This window comes from Flavobacterium terrisoli (assembly GCF_030167905.1).
GTDB classification, from domain to species: domain Bacteria; phylum Bacteroidota; class Bacteroidia; order Flavobacteriales; family Flavobacteriaceae; genus Flavobacterium; species Flavobacterium terrisoli.
This window is the reverse complement of the sequence record NZ_JARGNA010000012.1, coordinates 1-19,175: the sequence shown is the minus strand read 5'-3', so window position 1 is coordinate 19,175 and position 19,175 is coordinate 1. Positions and strand designations below refer to the sequence as shown.

Sequence of the window (19,175 nt, the reverse complement as noted above, 5' to 3'; positions counted from 1 at the left end):
TCGAGAAGGGTTTAGTCTTAAAAAAAATCTATAAAAAAACTACTAAATTCTTTTGTTTTAGCGGTTTAGCTGTTAAACTTAATTTTGTTTAACCACTTTAACCACTTTTGATTTACCATTAGATTCAACTTTTACAAAATAAGTTGATGATGGTAATGAAGACAAATCAAATTGAATCTGATTCTGATTTGTTTTTCTCTCCATAATTAATTGTCCAACCAGGTTGATTACACTCACATTCGTAATCTCTTCAGAGTAACTGATGTTAAGGATTCCTGAAGTTGGATTTGGATAGAAACTAAAGTTTGCATTATCAAAACCATTTGTTCCTAAAGCCACAGTTACTGTAACTGCGAATGGCGCACTTGGACATCCTGAAGAAACATTTACTGCATAATAGATCGAACCGGTTGTGATTACTGTTGTCATGGCAAGAGGATTAATCTGTCCTTGTGCATCAGCCAAACTAGCATACCAAATTACATTACTCGGACTTACTACTAAATCTTCTAAAGTCGCATCATTCAAATCGGCAACAGAGATTGTCTGAACAGCATCACCTGTTGGAGTCGCTGCAGAATTAATAGTCAATACCAATGTTTCCGTATGACAACCTGTAACCGAAGTATAAGTTCCCGAAGTAGTGTAAGTTGTTCCGTTTACTGACCAGGTATAAGTATCACACGCTGAAACAGTCGTGGTGTTGTTTGTACTTGGCGTAATGGTCAATTCTAAAGTTTCTGTATGACATCCAACCACAGAAGTATAAGTTCCCGAAGCAGTATAAGTCGTTCCGTTTACTGACCAGATATAAGTATCACACGCCGAAACAGTTGTGGTGTTGTTTGTACTTGGCGTAATGGTCAATTCTAAAGTTTCTGTATGACATCCAACCACAGAAGTATAAGTTCCCGAAGCCGTATAAGTTGTTCCGTTTACTGACCAGGTATAAGTATCACACGCCGAAACAGTCGTTGTGTTGGAAGTACTTGGCGTAATGGTCAAGACTAAAATTTCAGTATGACATCCAACCACAGAAGTATAAGTTCCCGAAGCAGTATAAGTTGTTCCGTTTACTGACCAGATATAAGTATCACACGCCGAAACAGTTGTGGTGTTGTTTGTACTTGGCGTAATGGTCAATTCTAACGTTTCTGTATGACATCCAACCACAGAAGTATAAGTTCCCGAAGCGGTATAAGTCGTTCCGTTTACTGACCAGGTATAAGTATCACACGCTGAAACAGTCGTGGTGTTGTTTGTACTTGGCGTAATGGTCAATTCTAACGTTTCTGTATGACATCCAACCACAGAAGTATAAGTTCCCGAAGCAGTATAAGTCGTTCCGTTTACTGACCAGGTATAAGTATCACATGCCGAAACAGTCGTGGTGTTTGTGGTGACAGGATTAACCGTTGCAGTTACAGCAACTCTTGGAGAAGCACACACCTCAGTTACATTCCATTCAAAGAAGTTATTATAACTCGCATCCGTCGTACCATCAAAACTGTTTAACGAACCTGTAAAGGCAACAGCACCAGTAGCCGTCGGGGTTGCTGCAGGGAAACTGCTTAATTTTCCAATTAGGTTGGTAGCGCTCAAACCATTAGTTGCTAATAATCTGTAGCCTGTACCAGCCGGAATATCATAGTTAAGTACAACCGTATTAAATACTGAAGCGGAGATAGTACCGGTATTGGTTGCCGGGATAAAGGTTACCGCAGTTGTACCTGGAACCTGAATTCCATTTTTATCATATAATTTAATGGTAATTGGAGCACCTGCATCAGCTGCACCCGCAGTTTGTTTTGGATGCACTTTTACTGAATTCAATCGTATGTTAGTTGCAGTATTGAAAACAAGACCACTAAATGGAGCTGTTTGAGTAGTTGTTCCCGCAAATACTTTTCCGGCAGTATAAGTAGATGTTGCTTCTGCACTTGCATAATAAGTGGTAGTCGCTGCAACATTTGGAGAATAAGTATTCCCTGTAGCCAATGCAACACCACCGGTAGCAGTAGCATACCAATTAATGGTTCCATTAGATGTGGTGGCTTCTAAGTTTGCTACACCAGGCCCACAAATAGTCGCTGGTGTTGTTGATACCGTATTGGTAAAAGTTACCTGAACCGGAGTAGAATAAGCTACAATCGGTCCATTAGAACAAGTTACTGCACAACGATAGTAAGTATTCATTGTTGGTGTTGCCACATAAGTTGTAGCGGTAGCACCGGAAATATCTGTATAGTTAGCACCTCCGTCTGTTGAAGCCTGCCATTGATAAGTAATACCTGCACCAACTTGTGTGTTTTGAATACTCAATGCCACAGTTTGTGAACTACACAAAGTCGCCGGAGTCTGAATAATAGAGAAAGTTAATGCTGTCTGTGAAACAGAAGATATTGTAGCTTGTTGAGACAACGTTAATGTTGTTCCGCTAATTGCTGCTACTGTAGTACCTGTCGGAATACCACTCCCCGTAACAGTTAAACCTACAGTAATTGCAGCATTAGCAGCTGAAAGAGTAACAGTAGCTGAACCGGCAGTAATACCAGTATTACTTGAGTTCTGTAATGTTACAATTTGAGTTATTGTTGTATCAGCTATTGTATTTCCCGGGTTAAGTGTCGTACATGTTGGCACCATTGCATAAGCAAAGTAACCTGTGTAACTAGCGCCCGGAGTGGCAGCAATTGTATTTACAGTATTAGGAGTTCCTGCAGTAAACACCGAAGTATTTCCAAATACATTATCATAAGTTCCTTGATCAGCAGTTGCCTGAACAACAAGATTTCCGTTAGCAACACCTGAATGTCCTAATCTCACATTAAAGTCGGTTAAAGTTCCTAAAACTCCAACTCTTTCTGCTTTCCATCTTGCTGCACTTAAGTTTGATATATTGGCAGAAGCAGTACCTGAATTGGTATTGAATGCTTCCACTTTGAAATCGGCGCCACCGGTAACAGCTAAAGATATCGGTGAATAAACACCATCTTTTCCAACCGGATACACTACATAATTTGCTGATGAATTAGTTGTAGCTATTCCTCTTACCAAAGGACCGTTGATATAAGCCGTGTTGCTAAAGGTCCCGGTAATAAAACCTGTTTGTGATAAATCTGCTCTACCAACATATAAAGGTGTTGCTATCGATGTATTGATAACACCTGCATTCAAAGTAAGTGAACCTGTTCTAAAACTTGGCATACTTACCGTTACTCCTGAAGCATTAGTATTATTAACCGTTAATGAGGTAAATGATGCATAAGCCAAACTGCTATTCAAGTCGTTATAATATATACCTGTACCTGAAATAGTTTGAGGTGTGGTTGTAGCCACTGCCGCTCCATTTGAATAGTTGGCAAAGTTTATCGCTGTATTTGTGTGGATGTTTGCCACACCATTATTTTCAATATCACCACCAAAATAAATTGGAGTACTCGATGCAATTGGTCTCACTAATGAGCTTCCTGAAGCAATGGTAAACTTATTTTGAACGTTTAAGATTCCGATACTTTTACAGAATCTGTTAACTGCATCCGGTGCATTGATTGTAAAGTTACCCACAGATAAAACTCCTCCACCAGCAGCAAAGTTGGTATAAAAACCATTTGTAGTAACCGGTGCCTGGTCTGTTGAAACACCATCACCTATTTGGATTGTATGATTAAGACCAGTCGCTTTGTGTACGGCAGAACTATAAACAAAAGCATAGCTGCTTGCATTACTATCATAGATTGTAATGGTTGCAGGAGCTACAATCGCTCCGGTTGGTGGTAAAGACAAATCAATTCTTGCACCATTAATAGCTGTAATTGTAGTCCCGGGCTGAATACCTGTACCGCCAACAATCTGGCCTACCTGCAACAATGGATTTGCTGCCGGTAAAACAATCGTTGAACAGTTTGGTGAAACTCCGGAGAAGTTCACTGCCTCTTGAGCCGTAATTGGTGACGTAGTTAATCCTGATAAAGGTTGGGAGATAACAATCCCTCCGATACCATTTAAATCATAGCCCATACTTACGATGGTGGTTCCTGCCTGGATTCCATTACCGGAAATGATTTGACCAACAGCCAAATTACTAGAGTTTGCACTAGCACTATCAATATCAATTACATAACTGCCATCATTCATTGAAGCAAAATTCAATGCAGCTCCTGCAGCAATGTCAGCTGTAATTCCTTGTGATATAACTAAGGTGATTGGGGAATTTGAAAGTTGACCGGCAGTAACAGAAACAATGGTTGTTCCCGGAGCAATTCCGGTTCCTGTTACAATTTGTCCTACACCATAAATCGCTTTATTACTATTGAAACCAGACATCACAATTGTTGTCGATCCTGTAGTAGCCGCAGCATTGGTTGTTTTTGTAAAAGTACCGGTAGCACCATATGTATTTACCGGGAAAGTAGTAACCGAAGTTGCAGTCGTTTGAACGGCATTATTAACCAATGGGTCAACAATAGTAATGTTACCTCCGGTTAAGTTAATCGAAGAAGTTTCTATTTTGAATAAAGAAGCACCCTGAGCAACACTATTAGCAGCAATGCCACCTGCATTACCATCAACAACGATGTTACCACCAGTATGATTGAAAGTAGCCGTTGTTCTGTGGATTACGCTACCATTAACAGTAAGTGTACCACCAGAAACAGCATTTGTACCGTTATTGGCAAAAACAGCATTGTTGTTTGTACAACCTACGGTTAAATCTCCTGAAGCATTTACTAATGTCCCACCAGCATTAATGGTAACACCCGCAGCATTATTTCCAGCTGAGTTAACCGTTACGGTATGTCCTGAAGCAATAGTTACGATATCACTACAACCAGGTACACCGCTTGGCGACCATGTTGCTGCATTATTCCAGTCTCCGGTAGCTGCAGAGGTTTTAGTCGCTACCGCTTGTAATGAAGAAGTTCCAATACCTACATAAAACGGTGCAGTTGTTAAATCTGCATCTGCAATGCTTTTTCTCACTGCAAAAGGAGAAGCTGTACCGTTAATATGTGTTCCGGTAACCGAACCTGAATTCATTACTCTTGAACTACCATCCAAAGCACTATAAGCGCCGACGGCATAAAGTCCTAAAGTATAAATTCCTGAAGCGCTTACATAAGTACTTCCTGTTTTAGATACTGCCCAGCTTCCGTTGTATCGGTCTGTAACAGTGTATGAACCATCAACAACCGAAAGACCGGTAGTCATAGTTGTTGCATCTGTATAACTCATAGCTAATTCACCTGCTGTCGTAGCCCCTGAATTTACTAAGAATGCCCATCTGTTTTGTCCTGTAGCACTTAAGAACGGGAATAAAACTGTACTGTTTGGATTATAATCAGTTCCCGGATCAATAACAGTTCCCATCGCTGAGGTAGTATACCATCTTGAAATTTCTCCACCGATGAAACCATTCCCTAAATTACAGGTAAAGTTACCTGAAGACATTGCGGCAAAGTTTCCGATGCATATTTTATTAGAACCAAGTCCAACTCTGGCAGTGTTCATTCTTAGAATACTTTTGATTCTAACGTTGTTGATTTGCCAATCGATATTTGGAGTCGCCGTACTTGTATTGTTAATCAATAATTGATTGATGATCCCAGCGGTATTTGTTGTTCCGGTCGCAACTACTGTACCACCGATAAGACCTGTGCCATCAGAAACTATCGTCTGAACAGTAGATCCAAATAAGTTAAGCGATCCGATTCCGGTACCTGTATTTCCAACAGAAACATCTAATCTTCCTCCTGAAGCCAAATCAATATTGTGACCCACTTTTAAGGACTTACCATTTGTTCCTTCGTAAACATTAAATCTGGCCCCTGAACCACTAACCAATAAGTCATTGTATACTGTAAATTCATCAGAAATCGTTCCGAATTGCAATACCGCAGCAGCTCCGGCAATGTAAAGATTGTTAGCTCCGAAATTTCTGTTATCAATTGTCACGGTGTGACCTGCATTAATTACAATGTCATCTGCAGGAGAAGGCACATAACCTGCATCCCAAGTTGATGGACTGGTAAAATTACCGGTAGCAATTGAAGCGATTTCAACACCTCCGGCTCTTGACACCAATGAAATATTATCAATAGAGGCTGGAGGATTAGTTCCTCCACCATTACCATTTGACCACATAAAGATTAATCTAACGGTAGTACCCGCAAAACTTGCTGGAATAAATCCAAATGCTGTTTGTGTAACGGCATTAACGCTACCATAAGTTATTGAGGTTGCTCCTGCCAAAGTTGCCGGAACACTGGTTTGCAAATCTGTTCCAACCGGTGTATAGGTTGTTGGCGCGGCAAAAACCTGCCAAGTTGAAGTTGCTGATGCAACTGATTTCCAATTGAAAGTTAAAGCGATGTTTGTTTCGCCGGCCGGGATAACAATATCTCTATAAAAGAATACGGTTCTGGCTCCGGAAATCCCAACATAAGAATTGGTATCTCCATTGTCAAGTGACACATAGGCTGAATTTCCGGTAATAGCTCCGGAATTTACTGCTGTTCCTACTACCCATTTAACCGGTCCAACACCTTCATTGGCAACAGTCCAACCGTTGGCCGCAAAAGTACTGCCTGAATTAAATGCGCCATCCGAAACCGGGATAAGTTGTGTTTGTGCTTTCATGCTCGAAAGAGCAAATAGCAGCAGCAAAACAACTAATGCAAAACCAATTGAATTTGGTTTCTGTTCATTGCTTTTTTCGTAGGAGTACGAAAAAGAATCTAATGAACTTTTCAAAAAGTAATTTTTAAACATGATAATTTGAATTGGTTAATTTAAGTGAAGTAAAAGTATTGGGTTAATACTATATAAAAAAAGGCAACACTTTCTAATTTAACGAAATTCAAAAGGGCTTTATAGAAAAAATGAATTGCTATCTCGCTAACAATCAGGTATCTGTAAAAAACAAAAACTCCCTTGTTTCCAAGGGAGTTTCACGTTATAAGTATTCTAAAGTTCGCTCTAAGGCCATACCTCTTGACCCTTTAATCAACATGGTTTTATGCTCAAATGATATTGTCGATAAATACCTCGCAAAATCTTCAAATGTCGGATAAAAATGTAAAAAATCATTTTCAACGGCATTGGCAAAAAAGTCCTTGCCCACTAAATGACAATCCAAAGAATTGGCTTGGGATAAAAAATCTACAATCAACTTGTGTTCAAGAAGACTCTCTTCTCCCAATTCATACATGTCTCCAATAATTATCACTTTATTAGGCTTGTCCAACTGGATGAAGTTTTCCAAAGCCACTTTCATGCTGCTTGGATTAGCATTATAAGCATCGAGGATAATTTCGTTTGTTCCTTTGGCTAACAATTGAGAACGATTATTTTCGGGGATATAGCTTTCAATCGCTTGTTTTACCAGCATAGGTGAAACTCCAAAATAATACCCAATGGTAATCGCTGCACTGATATTATTGGCATTGTACAGTCCAATTAAGTGGGAATAAATATCAATTTCTCGGGATTTAATTTTCACAAAAGGATTGGCGGTCACTTCTTCAATATAAACATCAGCTGTTTTGTCGATTTGACTAAAAGTAAATCGCTTGATGTCGACTGTTTTGCTGTTTTGAATTTCATCATCAAGGTTTACAAATACCGATTTTACATTGGCTTTTAGATAAGCATACATTTCACTTTTGCCTTTTATCACGCCTTCAACCCCACCAAAACCCTCGAGGTGTGCTTTGCCAAAATTGGTCACAAAACCATAATCGGGTTGGGCAATTTCACATAAAAACTCAATCTCTTTTTGATGATTGGCACCCATTTCCACTATGCCTATTTCGGTTTCTTTAGTAAAAGACAATAGCGTTAGCGGCACACCGATGTGATTGTTCAGATTGCCTATCGTAGCCACAGTCTTAAATTTTTTGGACAATACCACATTGATTAATTCTTTGGTTGTAGTTTTTCCATTGCTTCCTGTCAAGGCAATGATTGGCAATTTCAGATAGTTTCTGTGGTATTGCGCTAATTCCTGCAACGCCTTCAAACTGTCTTCTACCAATATGGTTCGGTCATCAATATAGTAAGCTGCGTTATCAATCATTACATAACCCGCACCTTTTTCTAAGGCTTCTTTAGCAAAAGTATTGGCGTCAAATCGTTCTCCTTTGATGGCTACAAAAAAAGAGTTGGGTTCAATTTTTCGAGTGTCGATAGAAACTTTGGAACACTTTAAAAATAAGTCATGAATATTCTGGATGGTCATGGAAATGGTGTTAAAATAAAAAAGCCCTTAAAATTAGGGCTTTTTTGTTATTATTCATAAAACTAAAAACTAGTTTCTAGGTCTTTTCTTTTTGTCAGCTTTTGGACCAACTCTAGACATAGCACATCTGAATCCGATGTAGTCTGTAGCGATATCTTGCGGGAAGTATCTTCTTTGCGCAGGATCCAGCCAATAAGCTCTATCTCTCCAAGAACCTCCTTTGTAAACTCTAACATCGTCATTAATCAAAGTCGATCTTTTGTTAGACTTGTCATATTTTTTAACCATGTTTCCTAAACTGTCAGTCGAAACATTGTGTTTAGGTGAATCATACATTCTTTGATCGTCTCTCAATTTTCCTTTTTCATCTCCTTCTTCTGAATTACCAAACTTGAAGTATCTTGTTGATTGTTTATCACCATCACGATAGTTTCTGTTGTCAGACTTGTCAAAGTTTTGTCTTAAATAAGTTTCTTTATCATCAACTGGAACCTGAGCAATTTGACCAGGCATGTTTCTTGCAACAATTTTACCATTTGATAAAGTATCGAATTTTTGAGTTTCAGCAGTTACTAATTCTACTTTACCGTCTTCTCCGATTTTGTTTTTCATGTAAACGTTACCTCTGTAGTAGTTGAAGTCATTTGCTTCATCATCAACAATTGGTCTGTAAACATCGGCAACCCATTCTGCAACGTTTCCGGCCATATCATATAAACCGAAGTCGTTTGGAGGATAAGATTTAACTTTGTTAGTGATATCGGCACCATCATCAGACCAACCTGCGATTCCACCGTAATCTCCTTTTCCTTGTTTGAAGTTAGCCAATTGGTCACCTCTAACTTGTCTTTTTCCTGAACGGGTATAAGTACCAGACCATGGATATTTCTTTTGCCCTTTGTAAGCGTTGTATTCTCTTTGACCTACGTCAGCAGCAGCAGCATATTCCCACTCCGCTTCCGTTGGAAGTCTGTATTCCGGTAAAATCAAACCTGAAGTTCTTTGTGCATAAACATTTTTAGCACTGTTACCTGCTGTATTGTTAGCACCGGCAGCAGCAGCTTTTGCAGGTGCTTTTCCACCTTTTTGACCTTTTTTCAATACGATTTTTTCGTCACCACCCATAGAAGTTGATGGAGAAGCTAAGTAAGCCTCCGTACTGAAAACTTTATCCGCAGCAACATCTGTTACTTTAGCATCTTTTTTCAAATAACGTTGTTCTTCAAGTATTTTTTCGTTTACACGATCCGTTCTCCAGATAGCAAACTCAGTAGCCTGAATCCAATTCACACCAACCACAGGATATTCAGCATAAGCCGGATGTCTTAAGTAGTTATTGGTCATTGTTTCATTATAACCTAAACGGTTTCTCCATACTAATGTATCAGGAGAGGCACCTTCATAAATGTTTTTGTAATTTTCCTGATCAGGAGGGAAAACGGTTTTTAACCAATTTAAGTACTCCATGTACATCATATTGGTTACTTCTGTCTCATCCATGTAGAAAGACATAACGTGCTGCTGATTTGGAGTATTATTCCAATCGTGCATTACATCATCCTGAACTTTACCCATGGTAAATGTTCCTCCTTCAACCAAAACTAAACCTGGACCTGTCGCTTGTTTTTTAAACTTCGAAGCGTATTGGAAACCACCCTTTTTATCGTTGATTTTCCATCCAGTAGCTTTAGAACCACCTTTAGAATCGGATTTTTTACTACAACTAGTAAAACCAATCATTATCACTAATGACAGCAATAATTTTACAGCAATAATTTTGTTTACTTTCATAATCTTTTTAGTAGGTAAAAATTTAGAGCCGCAATATAGGAATTAACCTTTACATTGCAACATCTTTTTTAAATTAATACTAAATCCGCCTTTACCGACGCATTTTATATACAACGCAAAAATAATAGTTTTATTGTATTTTGTCTCAAAAAAAAAATTTTTTTAATTTTTTATACTATTTTGTTGAAATTTGCGTTTATTCTATACTATGAAAAAGATTACCATCGTTTTGTTGCTGTTTGTTACCTTCATAGGTATTTCTCAAGAGCAAGGAAGCATCACTTTGAATTGGACCGAAAAAAAAACGTTCCCACACGGTGATTATTCCTTCAATGTCCCGCAATTTAATATCAAGAATTATCAGTTCGACACTTATTCGAGAACGCTAAAGTTTATCTCAACCTTCAACCTAACCGGTTTTGTAGCCGAAAACGGCATTCAAATCAGCAATTTGGTTTTTGAACCCATCGCAGAAAACCAACTCGGAGACATCGATAGCAGAAGCATTCCCGCTTCTTTCAAATATTCATTCAAAACCACCATTGGCCGTGATAAGTTTTATGGACAACTTTCCCTTACTCCTATTATTAAGGAAGGAAATTCGTTTAAAAAACTCATCTCTTTCAGCTATTCTGTTCAACAAAGCCAAGCCAATAGAAATGGCAACACGGCAAATAATGTAAATACCATTCAAAACTCGGTTCTTAGTACAGGGAATTGGTATCGTTTTTATGTTGAAAAATCAGGTGTTTATAAAATCTCCAAAAGTTTTCTTCAAAGCTTGGGTCTTGACACCAATGTTGATCCGCGAAAACTAAAAATCTTTGGTAGTGGCGGTAAAATGTTACCCTTATTGAATTCGGTTTCTTATCCAATGGATTTAGAAGAAAATGCCATTCAGTTTGTCGGGGAAGGCGATGGTGTTTTTGACAGTCAGGATTATATACTTTTTTATGCTGACGGATTGGACAACTGGAACGACGACTATAAAACCAATCTTAATATTTACGCCGAAAGAGCTTATTATTATGTAACATCGGGCGGTGATAATGGAAAAAGAATCAATGACATGATTCAACCCGTCGAAGCTGTTAACACAAACATTACCACTTTTGATGATTATAAATTCCACGAAACCGAAAAAACAAACTATGTCCGATTGGGCAGAATGTGGTTTGGTGAAGATTTCAGTACCACTGAGGTACAGGAATTTGATTTTGAATTCCCGAATTTAGTCACAACTTCTCCGATTCAGGTTTCTGTTCATGCTGCTTCTGCGGCTTTTACGCCTACCAACTTTAAAATAGAAGCCAATTCCCAATTGGTTGGTAACATTAATTTTGGTTCGCTAAGCACGGATAGCAGTACAAAAATTCTTGAGGGAATTGTAACGAGTAGTTTGCTTGTGTCTTCAGAAGATGTGACTATCAAAGTCACTTATGACAATGGTAGTGTACCGAGCTCAAAAGGTTATTTGGATTTTATAAACATAAAAGCGAAAAGAAACCTTCAAGGCTATGGAAAACAGTTTAGATTTCAATATGATCAAGCAGCTTCTTTACCCGGTGTGGGCGAATATCAGCTTTCAAATGCGGCAGGAATAAGTCAGGTTTGGGACATCACTGATATTTATAATGTGACCAAAGTAGAAAACGCCAATCAAAGCACCTTCTCTTTCAAATCCTATCTTGGCCAAACCAGAAAATACATTGCCATTGACAGCAACGATTATTTTACTCCCTCAAAAGAATCAAAATCAAAAGTTGACAACCAAAATATAAAAGGTACAATTTTCAACAATGCACTAGGGCAATTCCAGGACATTGATTACATCATTGTAACGCCAAAAGAATTAAACACACAGGCAGAAAAATTGGCCAATTTCCATAGAAATTATTCCGGTTTAAATGTAAAAGTGGTGAATTTAGAAAACATTTATACTGAATTCTCTTCCGGCAAACAAGACATCGGAGCCATTCGTAACTTTGTCAAATATGTATTCCAAAATGCTTCCTCTACGGCAAACAGCGTAAAATACCTCAATCTTTTTGGGGATGGCTCATATGATTTCAAAGACAGAATTCCGAATAACACCAATATAATACCAACCTATCAAAGTTTAAACAGTTTTACCGAATCAGAATCCTCTTTTACGGCTGATGACTTTTTCGGATTGATGTCTTCTGATGAAGGTCGAATGGATTTTGGTGTTTTCCCTACCATCGGTTCATTAAGTACTGCTCCTGATTATGGCAGCCTTGATATTGCGGTAGGCAGAATGATCGTAAGTTCAACGCAACAGGCCGAAGAAATGGTCAACAAAGTGATAGAATACCATGACTTGAAATCCTATGGCAACTGGAGAAACAATTATGTTTGCATTGGCGATGACCCAAATCCTGAAAAGCCCGGAGACAAACAATTACAATATTACCAAAACAGGCTGGCCGACAGAATTTCGTTGGAAAAACCTTTTATCAATGTCAAAAAAATCCTTTTGGATTCATATGTACAGGAAACATCTGCCGGAGGAAAACGCTATCCTAAAGCACGGGAAGAAATCTTTGCAGCCTTTGAAAAAGGCGCTTTGGTATTTAACTACTTAGGACATGGTGGTGAAGACGGATTATCGGAAGAGCGTATTTGGGAAAAATCAGATGGCCAAAATTTAGCCAATCGTTACAAATACCCATTATTCATAACCATTACCTGTGACTTTTCGAGATTTGACAATCCTTATCGCCCAACTGCAGGAGAATATACTTTTTGGAATCCAAAAGGTGGTGCTATATCTATGATTACTACTGTTCGTTCCATCGGGCAAGACACGGCACAAGGCTTTAATGATGATTTGGCGCAATATCTTTTTGCTTATGGCAGCGATACTTACACATCTATTGCTGAAGCATTGCGATTGGCCAAAAACTCAGGCCCGAATTCTGCAACCAATATTGTATTCTATCTTGGTGATCCTGCTTTAATGTTGGCCATTCCTAAACCGAAAGTTGTACTGACCAAAGTCAATGGCGATCCTATCACCGGACCAATTGACGATCTTAAATCTTTGGACTTTGTGACATTAACCGGACAGGTACTGGACGAAAACAACAATCCTCTTCCAACCTATAACGGTGCATTATCCGTAAATATCTTTGATAAAAACATTACGGTTACCACATTGAGAAATGACAATAGCGACGCGGTTATTAATGATGCACTTCAGACAGCACCAACCATGTCGTTTACCACTTTAGGAGAAACCATTTTCAGAGGAAATGCCTTGGTTAACAGCGGACAATTTGAGTTTAGTTTTGTGGTACCAAGAGACATTAGAATACCTGTTGGCAATGGAAGAATCAGTTTTTATGCCAAACGTAATCAAATTTTATTGGACAAAACGGGCTACAACACCGACATTAAAATTGGCGGCATTAATACCAATGCAGCTGTAGATAATGATGGTCCAACCGTAAAATTATATATGAATGATGAAACATTTGTCAATGGCGGCATTACAAATGAATCTCCTTTTTTATTGGCTTTATTGTATGACGCTAACGGAATAAATACCGCCAGTGGAATTGGGCATGATATAGTCGGGATATTGGATGGAGACGAAACCAAACCGTACATCATGAATGATTATTATGAAACGGCACCGGATGACTACACCCATGGAAGGGTTTATTTTCCTTTCCGAAACTTAGCTGTCGGTTTGCATACCTTAACTTTCAAAGCATGGGACGTATATAACAATCCTATCACTGCCGAAATACAATTTGTTGTGGTTGGAGATGAAAGCATAGCCTTAGACCATGTTTTGAATTATCCAAATCCTTTTGTGAGTTATACCGAATTTTGGTTTTCACACAACAGGCCTTTCGAACCTTTAGAAGTACAAGTTCAGGTAATGACAATTACCGGTAAAATCGTTTGGAGTAAAAACCAAACGGTGACCACGGATGGTTTTCTTTCCAGAGAAATAACCTGGGATGGAAAAGATGATTTTGGTGACCGGATCGGGAAAGGAGTTTATGTGTATAAATTGACCGTAAAATCCACTTTAACGAATAAAAAAGCAGAAAAAATAGAAAAACTTGTAATCCTTTAGGAAAATACTATATTTGTTAACTTTTATTAAAAATGAAAATGAAAAAAATTGCAGTCCTTTTTATATTATTTACCTCCATACAATCCATAAACGCCCAAGAAGACAGCCGAGTAATCACAACAGGAGTTCCATTTTTATTGGTAGCTGCTGATGCTCGTGCCGCAGGTATGGCAGACCAAGGAGTTGCAACTTCATCTGATGCTTTTTCACAACAGTGGAATCCGGCCAAATATGCTTTCTCATTGGACAAACAAGGTTTTACAGCCAGTTACACACCCTATTTGACCGACTTAGTAAATGATATTTCCTTAGGTCAGGCAACTTACTACAACCGATTCGGCGACGAAGGCAGAAGTGCTTTTGCTTTCAGTTTGCGTTACTTTGGTTTAGGTGAAATTGAATTCAGAAGAGAAGCTGAAGATGAGCCGGTAATTGTTAAGCCAAATGAATTGGCTTTAGACGGTTCTTACTCGCTGAAATTAAGCGAAAGATTTGCCATGGCTGTTGCAGGTAGATATATTCGTTCCCAATTAAGATTTCCAACCGATTCAGGTGGCGATGCTAAACCAGCCAGTACTTTCGCAGTAGATATTGCCGGTTTTTATCAAAGTGAAGAAACCGCTTTAGCTGATTTCAACGGAAGACTAAGACTTGGATTTAACTTTCAGAACTTGGGGCCAAAAATCAATTATGACTCAGGTGCGTCAGATGATGACAGTGCCAACTTCCTACCAGCCAACATGAGAATAGGTGGAGGTTACGATTTTATCTTTGATGAATACAATAAAGTTTCCGTAAATATTGAATTGGCAAAACTTTTGGTACCAACACCACAAAGCGCTGATATAAATGGAGATGGTCAAATTATAGGTGATGATGAAATCGCATTACAAACCCAATTAAACGCTGAATACAATAAAGTGAACTGGGTTTCAGGTATCTTCAAATCATTCGGCGACGCACCGGGTGGATTTAGTGAAGAATTAAAGGAATTCACTTATTCAGTTGGTACAGAATATTTGTATCAGGATTCATTTGCTATGCGTTTAGGGTATTTTCACGAAAGCCCTGAAAAAGGAGCCAGACAATTTTTCTCGCTGGGTGCAGGATTTAAATATAACGTAGTAAAAGTAGATGTATCTTATTTATTCTCTGCTTCAAAAGTAAAAAACCCATTAGAAAACACACTTCGTTTCTCCTTAACGTTTAACTTTGGTGATAAATACGAAGAATATTAGTAGATAAACAATCATAAATACAACATCCAAATTTCTCTTTTGAAATTTGGATTTTTTTTCCTCAATAATGAAATAACCATTTGAATGAAACAAATAAACATCAACACCTCGTTCACTGTTTTTCAATCTGCTGAAGAGCTTCCACAGGAAGTACAGTCCTTAATGCAGCAAGCTGTCGAAATCAGGAAAAAAGCCTACGCGCCCTATTCTAAATTCAGGGTCGGTGCTGCTTTACTGTTGGATAACGGAAAAGTGGTTTTGGGCTCCAATCAGGAAAACGCGGCCTATCCCTCCGGACTTTGTGCAGAAAGAGTGGCCATCTTTCAGAGTGGTGCCATTTATCCCGACGCCAAAATTGTAAAATTAGCAGTCACGGCAGCATCGGACAACAGTGAAACTAAATCCCCTATTCCTCCTTGTGGCGCCTGTCGCCAGTCGATTTCAGAGTACGAATTCAAACAGGATTCACCAATCGAAATCTATTTTATGGGAGAAAGCGGAGAAGTTTACAAATCAGATTCGATTAAAAATTTATTACCGCTGAGTTTCGATAAAAACTTCCTATAAAAAGGAAAATTTACTGCTTTTAAATTTTACTTCTTACGGGGAATGTTTTACTTTTGCCTTTCGCAAATTTGTGTGTGAGTGAACTATTTTGCGTTGAATCATATTTAGAACTTAATAACGCTTTAGCAAAAGTAACAAATGAAAGAAGTAACAAGAGAAGTTTATTTAAAATGGTATGAAGACATGCTGTTTTGGAGAAAGTTTGAGGACAAACTTGCCGCACTCTATATTCAACAAAAAGTCAGAGGATTTCTTCACTTATATAATGGTCAGGAAGCCGTTTTAGCCGGTGCATTGCACGCTATGAACTTAGGCGGAAAAGACAAAATGATTACAGCCTATCGTAATCACGTTCAACCAATCGGAATGGGTGTTGACCCAAAGAAAGTAATGGCTGAGCTTTTAGGAAAAGTAACGGGAACTTCCAAAGGAATGGGTGGTTCGATGCACATCTTTTCTAAAGAACACGGATTTTATGGTGGTCACGGTATCGTAGGAGCTCAAATTCCTGTGGGTGCCGGTATGGCTTTCGCCGATAAATATTTCGAAACCGGCGGTGTAACCCTAACCTATTTTGGTGATGGAGCAGCACGTCAGGGTTCGTTACACGAAGCTTTCAACATGGCCATGTTATGGAAATTGCCGGTAGTATTCATTTGTGAAAACAATGGTTACGCGATGGGAACTTCTGTGGAAAGAACTGCTAACCATACAGACATCTGGAAACTAGGTTTAGGTTACGAAATGCCTTGCGGACCGGTAGACGGAATGAATCCGGTAAAAGTAGCCGAAGCTATGCACGAAGCCATGGAAAGAGCCCGTCGCGGAGATGGACCAACTTTCTTAGAAATGAAAACTTACCGCTACAGAGGACACTCAATGTCGGATGCGCAATTATACCGCTCTAAAGAAGAAGTGGAAGAGTACAAAAAAATTGACCCAATCACACAAGTATTGGATGTCATCAAAGAGAAAAAGTATGCTACTGATGCAGAAATTGAAGTGATTGACGAAAGAGTAAAAGATTTGGTGGAAGAATGTGCCACATTCGCCGAAGAATCTCCATTCCCGGAAGCACAACAATTGTATGATGTGGTTTACGAACAAGAAAATTATCCTTTCATCCCTCACAGACTATAATTATGGCAACAAAAATCACAATGCCGCGTTTGAGCGACACGATGACTGAAGGAACTGTAGCCACCTGGTTGAAAAAAGTAGGTGATACGGTTAAAGAAGGAGATATTCTGGCTGAAATTGAAACTGATAAAGCCACCATGGAGTTTGAATCTTTCAACGCCGGTACTTTATTATACATCGGAATCAAAGAAGGTGAAACTGCAGCAGTAGATTCTCTTTTAGCCATTATTGGAAAAGAAGGCGAAGACATTTCAGGATTACTTTCAGGTGATTCAGCACTTGCTGCTTCTGAAGTTAAAGCTGAAGCACCGGCACCAACTGAGACTGCATCGGCTCCGGCCGTTGTAACGGCTTCTTTACCAAAAGGAGTTGTAGTGGTTACCATGCCTCGTTTGAGTGATACCATGACCGAAGGAACGGTAGCAACCTGGTTGAAAAAAGTAGGTGACGAAGTAAAAGAAGGAGACATTTTAGCCGAAATCGAAACCGATAAAGCGACTATGGAATTCGAATCTTTCAACGCCGGTACATTACTATTCGTCGGAATCAATGAAGGACAATCGGCTCCGGTTGACAGTGTTTTGGCCATCATTGGTCCTGCAGGAACAGACATTAACGGCATAGCCGAAAATTATAAAAAAGGTGGCGCTGCTCCAGCAGCTGCACCGGCAGTATCCGAACAAGCAGCAACAGCTACAACAGTAACTGAAGCTACTCAAACTGCTGATGGCGGAAGAATTTTTGCTTCACCATTGGCCAAACAAATCGCTGCAGCAAAAGGAATCAACTTGGCTCAGGTAAAAGGTTCAGGCGAAAACGGTCGCATCACCAAAAGTGATGTTGAGAACTTCACGCCTTCTGCTGCTGCGCCACAAGCTGCGGCAGTTTCCGCACCAATTACAAGCGAAGTGCCACAGGCAACTGTAAAACCATTTGTACCTGCGGGTGAGAAATTCTCTGAAGAAATCAAAAACTCGCAAATGCGTAAAACCATTGCGCGTCGTTTGGCAGAATCTAAATTCACTGCACCACACTACTACTTAACTATTGAAGTAGGAATGGATGAAGCAATGAAATCGCGTGCAGTTATCAATAACGTTCCGGATACCAAAGTATCGTTTAATGATATGGTTGTAAAAGCTTGTGCCATGGCGCTTAAAAAGCATCCACAGGTAAACTCACAATGGAGAGAAGATGCAATGATCATCAATCACCATGTTAATATTGGGGTAGCGGTAGCCGTTGAAGACGGTTTAGTGGTTCCGGTATTGAATTTTACTGACCAAATGAGCCTGACTCAAATTGGCACCAGCGTAAGAGACTTAGCCGGTAAAGCCAAAAACAAAAAACTGACTCCGGCCGAAATGGATGGAAGTACGTTTACGGTTTCCAACTTAGGAATGTTTGGCATCCAATCATTCACATCCATCATCAACCAACCGAATTCGGCGATCCTATCGGTAGGTGCTATCGAAGAAAAACCGGTAGTAAGAAACGGTCAGATTGTAGTAGGTAATACCATGACACTAACATTAGCTTGTGACCACAGAACCGTTGACGGTGCGACAGGAGCTCAATTCCTGCAAACGCTGAGAATTTTCCTGGAGAATCCGGTAACGATGTTGGCATAACAACAAAAGTTCCTTATAACTAATAAAACCCGCTCATTGAGTGGGTTTTTTATTGGATTTATGGCGCGTCCTTGCCGGCCGGGCTGTCCGTTATATCTTTTCATTGTTGTATTAAGTTGAGTGCTGTTCAATAACCAAAACACAAAACAATGAAAAGGATGCCACTTCCATCCCTCGCGCTATAAAACAAAAACCCTATCCAAATAAATGAACAGGGTTTTTAAAAAAAGTCGGCGACATAAAACCGAATGTCCACTGGACATTCTCCTCTTAATATCAAATGCCGAACCGCTTAAAAACAAAAAACCCTGTTCTAACGAACAGGGTTTTCAAAAAAAAGGCGGCGACATACTCTCCCACATAACTGCAGTACCATCTGCGCAGTCGGGCTTAACTTCTCTGTTCGGAATGGGAAGAGGTGAGCCCCGACGCAATAACCACCTTAAGCTGGTTTGCAA

General features: G+C 39.3%; 8 protein-coding genes and 1 rRNA gene. 5 read left to right on the top strand and 4 right to left on the bottom strand.

Features of this window, described 5'->3' with window-relative positions; all coding sequences use genetic code 11:
* Positions 1 to 78: 78 nt before the first annotated feature.
* From P1K33_RS15195 to gldJ, 3 genes are all read right to left on the bottom strand, one after another.
* Entirely contained in the window at positions 79 to 6,753 is a 6,675-nt protein-coding gene (locus tag P1K33_RS15195; RefSeq protein WP_284653844.1) for a T9SS type A sorting domain-containing protein, read from the bottom strand.
* Positions 6,754 to 6,955: 202 nt separating this feature from the next.
* On the bottom strand, positions 6,956 to 8,239 hold the full coding sequence (locus P1K33_RS15190) for a UDP-N-acetylmuramoyl-tripeptide--D-alanyl-D-alanine ligase (protein ID WP_284653843.1): 1,284 nt from the start codon (positions 8,237 to 8,239) through the stop codon (positions 6,956 to 6,958).
* Positions 8,240 to 8,308: 69 nt separating this feature from the next.
* Positions 8,309 to 10,030, bottom strand: a complete 1,722-nt coding sequence (gene gldJ / locus P1K33_RS15185; RefSeq protein WP_284653842.1) for a gliding motility lipoprotein GldJ — start codon at positions 10,028 to 10,030, stop codon at positions 8,309 to 8,311.
* A 208-nt stretch (positions 10,031 to 10,238) separates the two neighbouring features.
* Between gldJ and porU the strand changes: the two genes are divergently transcribed.
* From porU to P1K33_RS15160, 5 genes are all read left to right on the top strand, one after another.
* Complete coding sequence (porU, locus tag P1K33_RS15180) at positions 10,239 to 14,141, top strand: type IX secretion system sortase PorU (RefSeq protein WP_284653841.1); 3,903 nt, start codon at positions 10,239 to 10,241, stop codon at positions 14,139 to 14,141.
* Between the two features lie 38 nt (positions 14,142 to 14,179).
* On the top strand, positions 14,180 to 15,379 hold the full coding sequence (gene porV, locus P1K33_RS15175) for a type IX secretion system outer membrane channel protein PorV (protein ID WP_284653840.1): 1,200 nt from the start codon (positions 14,180 to 14,182) through the stop codon (positions 15,377 to 15,379).
* Between the two features lie 84 nt (positions 15,380 to 15,463).
* Positions 15,464 to 15,946 (top strand): cytidine deaminase, encoded by a 483-nt coding sequence (gene cdd, locus P1K33_RS15170; protein ID WP_284653839.1) that lies wholly within the window; start codon positions 15,464 to 15,466, stop codon positions 15,944 to 15,946.
* A 138-nt stretch (positions 15,947 to 16,084) separates the two neighbouring features.
* Entirely contained in the window at positions 16,085 to 17,086 is a 1,002-nt protein-coding gene (gene pdhA, locus P1K33_RS15165) for a pyruvate dehydrogenase (acetyl-transferring) E1 component subunit alpha (RefSeq protein WP_284653838.1), read from the top strand.
* 2 nt (positions 17,087 to 17,088) lie between these two features.
* Positions 17,089 to 18,717 (top strand): dihydrolipoamide acetyltransferase family protein, encoded by a 1,629-nt coding sequence (locus P1K33_RS15160; RefSeq protein WP_284653837.1) that lies wholly within the window; start codon positions 17,089 to 17,091, stop codon positions 18,715 to 18,717.
* 335 nt (positions 18,718 to 19,052) lie between these two features.
* On the opposite strand, the gene rrf is transcribed toward P1K33_RS15160, so the two are convergent.
* Positions 19,053 to 19,162 (bottom strand): 5S ribosomal RNA (gene rrf, locus P1K33_RS15155).
* Positions 19,163 to 19,175: the final 13 nt, after the last annotated feature.